An 11,756-nucleotide genomic window follows, 5' to 3' on the forward strand; every position below is an offset into this window, starting at 1 on the left:
CCCTTCACGGCTCTGCTGCACCCGTGGCCGCGAGGTGCGCTTGAGGTAGAAGAACAGCGACGCCAGCACTCCCGCATAGATCGCCGTCTGCAGCTCCAGCAATAGAGTCGCCGCAGCGGTCAGCGCCATCACCAGGAACTCCGAACGACTGACGCGGAACAGCGCGCGAATCGCCTTGTGATCCACCAGCCCCCAACAAATCAGCAGGATGCTGCCGGCCATCGCCGGGATCGGCAGGTGAGCGATGAGCCCGGCACCGGCCACGGCGAACAGCGCCACCCACAGCGCCGAGAACACCCCGGCCATAGGGGAGCGGGCGCCCGCCTCGAAGCTCAGTCCGGAGCGGGTGAACGAACCAGACGACAGGTAACCCGAGAAAAACGCCCCGACCATGTTGGAAACACCCTGGGCGCGAATCTCCTGGTCGGCGTCGATCAGTTGTTCGGAACGGGCTGACAACGAGCGAGCGATCGATAGGCTGGTGACCAGCCCGAGCATGCCCACCGCCACGGCGCTGGGCAGCAGGCGCAGGATCAGGTCCAGGTCGAGCAACGGCAGCGGGCTCAGGGGCGGCAGATGGCCGCTGAATGCGGGAACGCGGGGCACGTGAGCGAAGTATCCGGGCAGCAGCCACGCCACCAGGCTCACCAGTACCAGGCTTATCAACAGCGCCGGCCAGCGCGGGCGCAAGAGCTTGATGGCGATGCCGATCAGCAAGGTGGCCAGGCCCAGCCCCAGCGAGGGCACGTCCACTTCGCGGGCATGGGCGAACAGGTCCTGGGCCGTCTTGAGTGCCGTGGCCTGACTGGGCAAGTCGATGCCCATCAGGTTCGGCAACTGGCCGAGGGCAATGACGATGGCGGCGCCCAGGGTGAAGCCGAGCACCACGGAATGGGAGACGAAGTTGACCAGCGTGCCGAAGCGCAGCAGCCCGAGCAGCAGCTGGAACACCCCGCCAAGAAAGGTCAGCAGCAGGACGAGGGTCACGTAGTCGCTGCTGCCGGCCACGGCCAGCGGGCTGATGCTGGCGTAGAGGACGATGGAGATGGCGGCGGTGGGACCGCAGATCAGGTGCCAGGACGACCCCCACAGGCAGGCGATCAGTACCGGCACGATGGCCGCATACAGGCCGTATTCGGCGGGCAGGCCGGCAATCAACGCATAGGCGATGGACTGCGGCAGGGCGAGGATCGCGCCGCTCAGACCCACCAGCAGGTCCTGGCGCAGGCTGCGGCGCGATTGCCGGGGAAGCCAGGTCAGGAAGGGCAGCAGCTGGGTCAGGCGGGGCATGGGTTATTCACAGTCCTGAGTTTTGCCCCTTTCTGGAGCGGATTCATACCCACCGCGGCAGCGGGCAATCAGAGTTTGGCCTTGACGGCCTCTAGTGCATCACCGCCAGCCTTGCTGCTCACGCCGGCGAGCCACGCCTCCAGGACTTGTGGATGCGCCTTCACCCACGCCTTGGCTGCCTGGTCGAAACTGACCTTCTTGTCCACAACCTCGGCCATGATGGCGTTCTCCATATCCAGGGTAAATGCCAGGTTGCCCAGCAGCTTCGCGGCATTCGGGCACGCCTGTGGATAACCGTTGCGCACCAGGGTGAACACCTCGCCCTTGCTGCCGAACCATTTCTCGCCACCGGTGAGGTAGTGCATCTTCAGCTTCACGTTCATCGGGTGCGGTGTCCAGCCGAGGAAGGTGATGAACTGGTTCTTCTTCACGGCGCGGTCGACCTGTGCCAGCATCGCCTGCTCGCTGGACTCGATCAGCTTCCACTGCCCGAGGTTGAACTCATTCTTGTCGATGATTTCCTTGAGCGACAGGTTGGCCGGCGCGCCGGAGCCGATGCCGTAGAGCTTCTTGTCGAACTGCTCGGCGTGTTTCTGCAGGTCGGCGAAGTCCTTGATACCGGCATTCCACACGTAGTCGGGCACTGCCAGGGTGAACTGGGTGCCTTCGAGGTTGCGCGACAATTGTTTCACGTCGCCGGTGGCGATGAATTTGTCATGAAAGCCCTGCTGCGCTGGCATCCAGTTGCCGAGGAAGGCGTCCACGCGGCCGTCTTTCAGGCCGCCGTAGATGATCGGTACAGCGAGGCTGTCGATCTTCACCTGGTAACCCAGGCTTTCGAGCAACAGGCGGGTGATGGCGTTGGTGGAGGCGATATCGCTCCAGCCGGGATCAGCCAGTTTGACGGTACTGCATTGCGTGTCGCTGTCGGCCGCTTGGGCGGTCAAGATGCTCAGGCCCAGGGCCAGGGCGATCACGGCGGTGGAGAACTTCTGCATGGCGGCCTCTCTTCTCAATCCATAGGTGCGGGCTGTGGATAACGTGCCTTGCGCTCGAGGTCATCGAGATCGATATGGTTGCGCATGTACTGTTGGCTGGCGTCGACCAAGGGTTGGTGATCCCAGCTTTTCAGTTTGCCGATGGCCAGGGCCTCGGCCACCAGACGGCGGCGGCGTTGGCTGGCCAGCACCTGCTGGCGCAGGCTGGAAACGTCCCAGCGCTGCCGGGCTTCATCGACAAATGCCTGCAGCAAGCCCTGGTGATCCGGGCTGCCGGTGAGGTTCTCCCGCTCGTGCGGGTCGCGGCTCAGGTCGTAGAGTAGGCACGGGTCGTCTTCGCTGTACACGAACTTGTACGCGCCACGCCGAATCATCATCAGCGGCCCGACCGTACCCTCGGCCATGTATTCGCCAATCACCTCGTCGTGCCCGCCCTGCCCTTGCAGGTGGCCGAGCAGCGAGCGGCCGTCCAGGTGCAGGCTGTTATCCACAGCCCCGCCCGCCAGCTCGACCAGGGTCGGCAGCAGGTCACAGGTGGACACGCTGGCACTGACCCGCGCCGCGGCGAAACGCTTGGGCGCATGGACGAGCAATGGCACCCGCGCCGACATCTCGAACCAGTGCATCTTGTACCAGAGCCCGCGCTCGCCAAGCATGTCGCCATGATCGCCGGAGAACACGATCAGCGTGTCGTCGGCCAGGCCGCAATCCTCGAGGGTCTGCAGCAGCCTGCCGATGTTGTCGTCGATGTAGCTGCAGGCTCCGAAGTAGGCGCGTCGCGCGTCGCGGATCTTGTCCACAGGCAGCGGCTTGTTCCACAGGTCGTAGACCTTTAGCAGGCGCTGCGAGTGAGGGTCTTGCTGGTCTTGGGCGATTTCGTCGCGCGGCAGGGGGATATCCACAGACTCGTAGAGATCCCAGTAGCGCCGGGGGATGGTGTAGGGGTCGTGCGGGTGGGTCATCGATACCGTCAGGCAGAATGGCCGACCGTCATCCTCGCGAACGTGGTCGTACAGGTACTGCTGCGCCTTGAACACCACTTCCTCGTCGAAATCCAGCTGGTTGGTGCGCACGCACGGCCCGGCCTGCAGCACCGAGGACATGTTGTGGTACCAGCTCGGGCGCACGTCGGGGGCGTCCCAGTTCACCGCCCAGCCGTAATCGGCGGGATAGATGTCGCTGGTCAGGCGCTCTTCATAGCCGTGCAACTGGTCAGGGCCGCAGAAGTGCATCTTGCCCGACAGCGCGGTGCGGTAGCCGAGGCGGCGCAGGTAGTGGGCGTAGGTGGGGATGTCGGCGGGAAAGTCGGCGGCGTTGTCGTAGGCGCCGATACGGCTGGGCAACTGGCCGCTGACCAGTGTGAAGCGCGACGGCGCGCACAGCGGGCTGTTGCAGTAGGCCGAATCGAAGACCACTGCCTGTTCGGCGAGGCGGGCGAGGTTGGGCATCCTGATCGGCGAGGGGTTGTAGATCGGCAGCATGGGCGCGGCCATCTGGTCGGCCATGATGAACAGGATATTGGGTTGCTTCATGGGGTGCCCTTCCATCGTCGAACGTTATGTGAATTGCTTGCGATCGAGGATGCGACTGTGGATAACATGGGTAAAGCCCATGGCGGGCAATGACTGGGATTAGCTGAGCTTATGTTTGAGCACCTTGCGGGCATGTCACTGGAAAGCTTGCGTGTGTTCGAGGCGGCGGCGCGTCTGCGCGGTTTTACGGCGGCGGCACTGGAGCTGGGCACCACTCAGCCGGCTGTGAGCCAGCAGGTCAAGCGGCTTGAGGCGCAGTTGGGCACGCGCCTGTTCGACCGGATCTACCGGGGTATCGCGCTTACGGATGCGGGCCAGTCGCTGTTCGAGCAGGTCCACCAGGGTTTGCAGGCGATGGATGAAGGCATTGCCGAGGCCAGCGGTCGTGGGCAGCGCGAGGTGCTGCAGGTGGCCACCGACTTCGCCTTTGCCGCTTTCTGGCTGATGCCCCGGCTGCAGCGTTTTCACGAGGCTTATCCACAGGTGGACGTGAGCCTGGTGACCGGCGAGCGCAGCCAGGGGATGCTGCGCCCCGATATCGATGTGGCCGTACTGTTTGGCGACGGGCGCTTTCATCAGGGCGAAAGCCGCTGGTTGTTCGATGAAGAGGTGTTTCCGGTCTGCAGCCCTCGGCTGACTGATGGCAAACCCTTGTCAGCCGTGGCTTTGCAACGCTTGCCGTTGTTGCATTTGCGCGGTGAGCAGGCCAGCCGCTGGTTCGATTGGGCCGGAGTGTTTCGTGGCTTTGGCCTAGCCAGCCCGCCGCCACCGGGGCAGCTGCGGTTCGACAACTACACCCTGCTGATCCAGGCGGCAATCGCCGGGCAAGGTGTCGGGATTGGCTGGGGGCATCTGGTCGATGGGCTGGTCGAGCAGGGATTGCTGTGCCGGCCGGTGGAAGGGAGTCTGCGTTCGTCGCGTGGGTATTACGTGGTGTTGCCCCCGCGCAAGCGGCGTGGGGCGTTGATCGAACGGTTCGTGGAGTGGCTGGAGCTTGAGCTCAGCCTCTCGAATACATCTGTTGCTACGGATTGAGCCAAGAAATACGCGAAAGAAGGGCGCGTTACGCGCCCTTTTGTTATTTCTTGCTTGAAAGACTCAGGCCTCCGCCTTTGGCGTCCGTGTAGCGACAAATGACGGAGATCGAACCTTCCTGGGAGTTGACAAGCTTCAACGAGGCCAGCTCAACTTCTTTGGTGCCCTTGTCATCTGCATTTGGCGCAAAGCCTTTCCATTTGCCGTCTGCCGCAGTGTAGTGATAGCCACTGAAGCCATCCTCGGTGGATTGTGTCGAGGCTTCCTTGATGTCCTTGGGCTCTGGGCAGGTTGCAGCAAGTGCAGTGCCTGACATAAACAGAGCAAGAAGCGCGGTTGAGAGTACACGCATATCGGCTATTCCTTCAGCAAGTTAGTGAGCTTTCAGCTTGCGATCTCTGAAGGCCTTACACAACTAGCAAAATTATCAGGTAGCCGAATGCATGTGCATGGAACTCTCGTACGCCAGTTCCCCCTCAGCCCCGGGCGCCGCGCACCCCTTCAGCCAGCGCCGAGCACAGGCTCAGTACATCGCTCACAGCCTGCTCGGGTGACTTGGCCTGGGCGATCTTGTCGACCAGTGCCGAGCCCACCACCACGCCATCGGACAGCTTGGCGATCGCTGCAGCTTGCTCCGGCGTGCGGATGCCGAAACCGACGCTGATCGGCAGGTCGGTATGGCGACGCAGGCGGGCGATGGCCTCCTTGACGTGCTCGGTGGTCGCCGAGCCTGCACCGGTTACACCCGCCACCGACACGTAGTAGACGAAACCCGAGCTGCGCTCGAGCACACGTGGCAGACGCACGTCGTCGGTAGTCGGGGTGGTCAGGCGGATGAAGTCGATGCCCGCAGCCTGGGCCGGGGTTGCCAGCTCGGCGTCGTGCTCTGGCGGCAGGTCGACGATGATCAGGCCATCGACGCCAACGGCCTTCGCCTCGGCGACGAACTGTTCCACGCCAAAGCGGTGGATCGGGTTGTAGTAGCCCATCAGCACGATCGGCGTGGTCTGGTTGCCGACGCGGAATTCGCGGACCATCTCCAGGGTTTTCGCCAGGGTCTGGCCGGCTTCCAGGGCGCGCAGGGTGGCGAGCTGGATCGCCACGCCGTCGGCCATCGGGTCGGTGAAGGGCATGCCCAGCTCGATCACATCGGCGCCGGCGTCGGGCAGACCCTTGAGGATTTCCAGCGAGGCCTGGTAGCCAGGGTCGCCTGCGGTGATGAAGGTGACCAGCGCCGAGCGGCCTTCGGCCTTCAGGTCGGCGAAACGTTGTTCAAGACGGCTCATGCCTGTTTCTCCTGGGCAGCCATGTAGTTCATCACGGTTTGCATGTCTTTGTCGCCGCGGCCGGACAGGCACACGACCATCAAGTGATCCTTGGGCAGGCTCGGGGCGCGCTTGATCGCCTCGGCCAGGGCGTGGGAGCTCTCCAGCGCCGGGATGATGCCTTCGAGGCGGCAGGTGGCGTGGAAGGCGTCCAGGGCCTCGTCGTCGGTGATGCTGACGTATTCGACCCGCTTCACTTCGTGCAGGTAGGCGTGCTCGGGGCCGATGCCGGGGTAGTCCAGGCCTGCGGAGATCGAGTGGGCATCGGTGATCTGGCCATCGTCGTCCTGCAGCAGGTAGGTGCGGTTGCCGTGCAGTACGCCAGGGACTCCACCATTGAGGCTGGCTGCGTGCTTGTCGGTGTGCACGCCATGGCCACCGGCTTCGACGCCGATGATCTGCACGCTTTCGTCTTCGAGGAAGTTGTGGAACAGGCCCATGGCGTTGGAGCCGCCGCCGACGCAGGCGACCAGGCTGTCCGGCAGGCGGCCTTCCTTCTCGTGCAACTGGGCGCGGGTTTCCTTGCCGATGATCGACTGGAAGTCGCGAACCATCGCCGGGTAAGGGTGCGGGCCGGCCACGGTGCCGATCAGGTAGAAGGTGTCTTCGACGTTGGTGACCCAGTCGCGCAGGGCCTCGTTCATGGCGTCTTTCAGGGTACCGGTGCCGGCGGTGACCGGAACGATCTCGGCGCCCAGCAGCTTCATGCGGAACACGTTGGCCTGCTGGCGCTCGATGTCGGTGGCGCCCATGTAGATCACGCAAGGCAGGCCGAAGCGCGCAGCGACGGTGGCGGTGGCCACGCCGTGCATGCCGGCGCCGGTCTCGGCGATCAGGCGCTTCTTGCCCATGCGCTTGGCCAGCAACACTTGGCCGATGCAGTTGTTCACCTTGTGCGCGCCGGTGTGGTTGAGTTCTTCACGCTTGAAGAAGATCTTTGCGCCGCCGCAGTGCTCGGTCAGGCGCTCGGCGAAGTACAGCGGGTTGGGGCGGCCGATGTAGTCGCGCTGGAAGTAGGCGAGTTGCTCGAGGAACTCGGGGTCGGCCTTGGCCGCTTCATATTCGCGGGCCAGGTCCAGGACCAGGGGCATCAGGGTTTCGGCTACGTAGCGGCCGCCAAACGAGCCGAACAGGCCATTGGCGTCAGGGCCGGGGCGGTATTGGGACTGGGACATGGGGCGCTCCATAGGGGTCTGGATTGGATATCGTGTTGCCTTCTTCGCGGGCAAGCCCGCTCCCACAGAAACGGTGTGATGCTCAATACAGCATTGCACTTGTGGGAGCGGGCTTGCCCGCGAAGAGGCCACCACTGATCGATGGGCCTACTCTACCCAGCGCAACGTCCCCTGAAAACCGATAAGATTGCGACAACTCGTCAGGAAAACTCACAAGTCAAATGCTCCAGGACCTCCCACCCCTCAATGCCCTGCGCGCCTTCGAGGCCACTGCCCGGCTGAACAGCGTCAGCCAGGCCGCCGAACAGCTGCACGTGACACATGGCGCGGTGAGCCGGCAGATCAAGGTGCTCGAGGAGCATTTGGGCGTTGCTCTGTTCGTCAAGGATGGGCGTGGCGTCAAACTCACAGATGCCGGGGCTCGCCTGCGTGATGCCAGCTTCGATGCCTTCGATCGCCTGCGCAGTGTGTGCGCCGAACTCAGCCGCGATGTCAGCGATGCGCCCTTCGTACTGGGGTGCTCCGGCAGCCTGTTGGCGCGGTGGTTCATTCCTCGCCTCGGGCGTTTGAAGGCCGATCTGCCTGAGCTGCGCCTGCACTTGTCGGCCGGAGAGGGGGATCTCGATCCGCGCCGCCCAGGGTTGGATGCATTGCTGGTGTATGCCGAGCCGCCGTGGCCCGCCGACATGCAGGTGCATGTGTTGGCCGAGGAACGTATCGGGCCGGTGCTCAGCCCGCACTTTCCCGGCTTCGAGCGCCTGCACCAGGCCCCTGCGGGTGCCCTGTTGGGTGAGGCCTTGCTGCACACCACCTCGCGCCCACAGGCGTGGCCTACCTGGGCTGCACAGCAAGGGCTGGATGCCAGTGCGCTGACCTTTGGGCAGGCATTCGAGCACCTGTACTACCTGCTGGAGGCAGCGGTGGCCGGCTTGGGGGTGGCGATCGCGCCGCAACCGCTGGTGGCGGACGACCTGCGAGCGGGGCGCCTGGCGGCGCCGTGGGGTTTTTCGCCGACGCCGGCGGCGTTGGCGCTATGGGTGCCGCGGCGCGCCGCAGATGGGCGCGCCGAGCAGCTGGCGCAGTGGTTGCGCCGGGAGTTGCAGGCGCAGGGTTAGTTGCGACGGCACAGCAGGTAGGCGGCGAGCAGGCCCAACGCGCCAACGGCCACGCCAGCCGTGGTCCAAGGGTGTTCCTGGGCGTAGTCACGGGTTGCGATGCCGGTTTCCCGGGTGCGGGTCTTCACTTCTTCGTAGGCGTCGGTCAGCAGGCTGCGCGAATGCTTGAGAGCGTTCTGGGCGTTGCCGCGCAGCGCCTTCATGGTTTTCTGCGTTTCTTCCGAAGCATCGCCTTTGAGGTCTTCCAGCGTCTTGAGCAGGCTTTCGATCTCAGCTTCCATGCTTTCCAGTGAGGTCTTGCGCAGTGCGTTACGGGCCATGTGGACTCTCCTTCGCTGAGTAGGGTGTAAAGAGTGCGACTGCGCGATGTGGCGAAAGTGCGATCGAACTTTCACCCGAGGCGATGGCTCGCAGGTAAACCGGGCCTGCGCTGCTAGGCTCAATCCAGCACATCATCCAAGGAGAGCGCTCATGTCCGATCATCACACCTACAAGAAGATTGAACTCGTCGGTTCCTCGCCCACGAGTATCGAAGATGCGATCAACAATGCCCTCGCCGAAGCCGGCAAGAGCATCAAGCACCTGGAGTGGTTCGAGGTGGTCGAAACTCGTGGTCACATCCGTGACAACAAGGCCGCGCATTTCCAGGTCACGCTCAAGGTCGGGTTCCGCATCGCCAACAGTTGAAACAGTGCGGGGATAGCCTGTTCCTGCTTTATGGCGTATGACTTCCAGGGGCACCGGCACACGCCGGTGCCCTATCCTGCTTTTTTGATCCGCATAAGGAACGATGACGATGAAGAAAGTGTTTTTGGCAATGGGCCTGATGATGCTGGCCGGTGGTGCCATGGCGGCAGGCAAGCCGTGCGAGGAGCTCAAGAGCGAAATTGCAGCCAAGCTCGATGCCAAGGGAGTCCAGGGATATACGCTGGAGATCGTCGACAAGGGCACGCCGGCCGGCAAGGTGATTGGCAGTTGCGAGGCCGGGACCAAGGAAATCGTCTATCGCCGGGGGTGAGGCGACGCTGACCTCAACCGAACGCTGTAAGTGTGGGAGCGGGTTTACCCGCGAAAAAGACACCGCGTTGCCTTGTACAGGCCACACGTTTTTTTTCGCGGCGCACGCCCTCCCACAGGTGGCATTTACTCGCCCTTCAACGCCTGCGCCAGCAGCTCGTACGAGCGTAGCCGGTCCGCATGTTCATACAGGTCGCAGGTAAAGATCAGCTCATCTGCGCCGGTCTGCTCCAGCAGCACCTCCACCTTCGCCCGCACCTTCTGCGGGCTACCGATCATCGCCAGCCCGAGGAAGCTCCCCACCGCATCACGCTCATGGGGTAGCCACAGCCCGTCCATGCTTTGCACGGGTGGGCGCTGCATCAGGCTCTGGCCGCGGATCAGCGCGAGGATGCGCTGGTAGACCGAGGTCGCCAGGTATTCGGCCTTCTCGTCGCTGTCCGCCACCACCATCGGGATACCCAGCATCACGTAGGGTTTGTCCAGCGTCGTCGATGGCTTGAAATGGTCGCGATAGATGCGGATCGCCTCATGCATGTAGCGCGGCGCAAAATGCGAGGCGAAGGCGTAGGGCATGCCGCGCATGCCGGCCAGTTGCGCGCTGAACAGGCTCGAACCCAGCAGCCACATCGGTACTTCGGTGTCGTGGCCGGGCACGGCGATGACCTTCTGATCGTCGGTGCGCGGGCCGAGGTAGCGCGACAGTTCATCGACATCATCGGGGAAGTCGTCGGCGCTGCCAGAGCGCTCGCGGCGCAGGGCGCGGGCGGTCATCTGGTCGGAGCCGGGCGCGCGGCCCAGGCCCAGGTCGATACGACCGGGGTAGAGGCTGGCCAGGGTGCCGAACTGCTCGGCGATCACCAGCGGCGCATGGTTGGGCAGCATCACCCCGCCCGAGCCGATGCGGATGCGCGAGGTCCCGCCGGCGAGATAGCCCATCAGCACCGAGGTCGCCGAGCTGGCAATGCCGTCCATGTTGTGATGCTCGGCCACCCAGAATCGGTTGTAGCCCAAACGCTCCACATGCTGCGCCAGGTCCAGCGAGTTGCGTAGCGACTGGGCTGGGCCGGCATCGGCGCGCACGGGCACCAGGTCGAGGGTGGATATCTTCAGGTCGCGCAGCTGCGTCATCGGAGCCTCCGCAGGAAAGTGATTGGCCAAGGGCCTTTGTGACTCTGTATGGGCACCCGGCGATGGATTCAATGGTTGGCTATGGATTGATCTGAACTTGCTGTAGGCAGTGTCCTCAGAATCCGTAGTGACACCCACTGAACATCCAGGAGGCATCATGAAAAAGACAGCATCGGCGATCTGGCAGGGAGGGCTCAAGGATGGCAAGGGCCTGCTGTCCACCGAGAGTGGCGCCCTCAAGCAGAACCCCTATGGCTTCAATACCCGCTTCGAGGGATCGCCTGGGACCAACCCCGAGGAGCTGATCGGCGCGGCCCATGCGGGCTGCTTCTCGATGGCGCTATCGATGATGCTGGGTGAGGCCGGGCTGACGCCTGAACGCATCGACACCATCGCTGAAGTCAGCCTCGACAAGCAGGCCGATGGCTTTGCCATCACCGCCGTGCACCTCACCCTCAAGGCCAAGGTGCCCGGTGCCAGTGAGGCGCAGTTCCAGGAGATCGCCAACAAGGCCAAGGCGGGATGCCCGGTGTCCAAGGTACTCAACGCGACGATCAGCCTGGATGCGACGCTGCTCTCGTAGGTGAGGCGTTGCTTGCTGTAGTCTGGAAGGGTCGGCAGCATGCCTGCCCTTTGAGGAGCCGTTCCATGATCCGCGTAGCATTCGCCGTGCTGGCTTCGTTGCTGGCCACCTCCGCGCTGGCGGCAGTCAAGCCGTGCGAGGAGCTCAAGACCGAGATCGAGGCGAAGATCCAGGCGGCTGGGGTGCCTTCCTACACCCTGGAAATCGTACCGAACAGCGAAGTCAGTGATCAGAACATGGTCGTTGGCAGCTGCGATGGCGGGACCAAGAAGATCATCTACCAGAAGAACGACCAATAGCGGTCGTTGCAGCGGGGTCGCAGTGCGACCCCGTTGTTCATGGAATGCAGAAGATGTTGCTTGGCTCGTCTACCAGCACCTGGCGATTGGCGTCGTACAGGTATACCTGCGGCTGCATCGCCGGGGCCCGGGCTTCGAGGCGATAGCGTTCGCCGGCCTTGAAGTTGTCGAAGCGCACGGTCAGGTAGCAGGTGCGCTCGGTCGGGCTGGTGGTGAAGAGCCCGGCAGTCAGCTCGTAGTCGAAGCGCACCACCAG

At 63.6% G+C, this 11,756-nt stretch carries 15 protein-coding genes; 6 read left to right on the top strand and 9 right to left on the bottom strand.

Annotation, left to right across the window (positions count from 1 at the left end; genetic code table 11):
- The 3 genes from VA602_RS04955 to betC form a co-directional block, all read right to left on the bottom strand.
- On the bottom strand, positions 1 to 1,290 hold a 1,290-nt coding region (locus tag VA602_RS04955), incomplete at its 3' end, for a SulP family inorganic anion transporter (RefSeq protein ID WP_323452644.1).
- 68 nt (positions 1,291 to 1,358) lie between these two features.
- Complete coding sequence (gene choX / locus VA602_RS04960; RefSeq protein WP_323452645.1) at positions 1,359 to 2,288, bottom strand: choline ABC transporter substrate-binding protein; 930 nt, start codon at positions 2,286 to 2,288, stop codon at positions 1,359 to 1,361.
- A 14-nt stretch (positions 2,289 to 2,302) separates the two neighbouring features.
- A complete protein-coding gene (betC, locus tag VA602_RS04965) occupies positions 2,303 to 3,820 on the bottom strand; it encodes a choline-sulfatase (protein ID WP_323452646.1) in 1,518 nt (505 codons plus the stop codon).
- Between the two features lie 111 nt (positions 3,821 to 3,931).
- Between betC and VA602_RS04970 the strand changes: the two genes are divergently transcribed.
- On the top strand, positions 3,932 to 4,855 hold the full coding sequence (locus VA602_RS04970) for a choline sulfate utilization transcriptional regulator (protein ID WP_323452647.1): 924 nt from the start codon (positions 3,932 to 3,934) through the stop codon (positions 4,853 to 4,855).
- Positions 4,856 to 4,898: 43 nt separating this feature from the next.
- On the opposite strand, the gene VA602_RS04975 is transcribed toward VA602_RS04970, so the two are convergent.
- The 3 genes from VA602_RS04975 to trpB form a co-directional block, all read right to left on the bottom strand.
- Positions 4,899 to 5,207, bottom strand: a complete 309-nt coding sequence (locus VA602_RS04975; RefSeq protein WP_323452648.1) for a hypothetical protein — start codon at positions 5,205 to 5,207, stop codon at positions 4,899 to 4,901.
- A 124-nt stretch (positions 5,208 to 5,331) separates the two neighbouring features.
- Positions 5,332 to 6,141, bottom strand: a complete 810-nt coding sequence (gene trpA / locus VA602_RS04980) for a tryptophan synthase subunit alpha (RefSeq protein WP_200603472.1) — start codon at positions 6,139 to 6,141, stop codon at positions 5,332 to 5,334.
- Positions 6,138 to 7,355 (bottom strand): tryptophan synthase subunit beta, encoded by a 1,218-nt coding sequence (trpB, locus tag VA602_RS04985; RefSeq protein WP_323452649.1) that lies wholly within the window; start codon positions 7,353 to 7,355, stop codon positions 6,138 to 6,140. The genes trpA and trpB overlap by 4 nt, the downstream gene beginning before the upstream one ends.
- Positions 7,356 to 7,576: 221 nt before the next feature.
- Between trpB and VA602_RS04990 the strand changes: the two genes are divergently transcribed.
- On the top strand, positions 7,577 to 8,470 hold the full coding sequence (locus tag VA602_RS04990; RefSeq protein ID WP_323452650.1) for a LysR family transcriptional regulator: 894 nt from the start codon (positions 7,577 to 7,579) through the stop codon (positions 8,468 to 8,470).
- Here VA602_RS04990 and VA602_RS04995 read toward each other — a convergent pair.
- Positions 8,467 to 8,790, bottom strand: coding sequence for a DUF883 family protein (locus tag VA602_RS04995; protein ID WP_054893393.1), 324 nt, complete (start codon positions 8,788 to 8,790; stop codon positions 8,467 to 8,469). The genes VA602_RS04990 and VA602_RS04995 overlap by 4 nt on opposite strands.
- 151 nt (positions 8,791 to 8,941) lie before the next feature.
- Between VA602_RS04995 and VA602_RS05000 the strand changes: the two genes are divergently transcribed.
- Both VA602_RS05000 and VA602_RS05005 read left to right on the top strand, forming a co-directional pair.
- The gene (locus VA602_RS05000) at positions 8,942 to 9,157 is read left to right on the top strand and encodes a dodecin (RefSeq protein WP_054893392.1); all 216 of its coding nucleotides are present in this window, start codon (positions 8,942 to 8,944) and stop codon (positions 9,155 to 9,157) included.
- Positions 9,158 to 9,266: 109 nt separating this feature from the next.
- Positions 9,267 to 9,488: a DUF1161 domain-containing protein gene (locus VA602_RS05005; RefSeq protein WP_323452651.1), complete on the top strand. Its 222-nt coding sequence runs from the start codon at positions 9,267 to 9,269 to the stop codon at positions 9,486 to 9,488.
- A gap of 125 nt (positions 9,489 to 9,613) precedes the next feature.
- Here VA602_RS05005 and VA602_RS05010 read toward each other — a convergent pair whose 3' ends face one another.
- Entirely contained in the window at positions 9,614 to 10,618 is a 1,005-nt protein-coding gene (locus tag VA602_RS05010; protein WP_323452652.1) for an LLM class flavin-dependent oxidoreductase, read from the bottom strand.
- A 157-nt stretch (positions 10,619 to 10,775) separates the two neighbouring features.
- Between VA602_RS05010 and VA602_RS05015 the strand changes: the two genes are divergently transcribed.
- Together VA602_RS05015 and VA602_RS05020 are read left to right on the top strand one after the other, a co-directional pair.
- The gene (locus VA602_RS05015; protein WP_054893389.1) at positions 10,776 to 11,201 is read left to right on the top strand and encodes an OsmC family protein; all 426 of its coding nucleotides are present in this window, start codon (positions 10,776 to 10,778) and stop codon (positions 11,199 to 11,201) included.
- 65 nt (positions 11,202 to 11,266) lie between these two features.
- Positions 11,267 to 11,500: a DUF1161 domain-containing protein gene (locus VA602_RS05020; protein ID WP_063541964.1), complete on the top strand. Its 234-nt coding sequence runs from the start codon at positions 11,267 to 11,269 to the stop codon at positions 11,498 to 11,500.
- Between the two features lie 37 nt (positions 11,501 to 11,537).
- Here VA602_RS05020 and VA602_RS05025 read toward each other — a convergent pair.
- Positions 11,538 to 11,756 (bottom strand): PA0061/PA0062 family lipoprotein (locus VA602_RS05025; RefSeq protein WP_456154085.1); only part of this gene is annotated, 219 nt, incomplete at its 5' end.

This window comes from Pseudomonas machongensis, from assembly GCF_034961125.1.
In the GTDB taxonomy this organism is placed as follows: Bacteria; Pseudomonadota; Gammaproteobacteria; order Pseudomonadales; family Pseudomonadaceae; genus Aquipseudomonas; species Aquipseudomonas machongensis.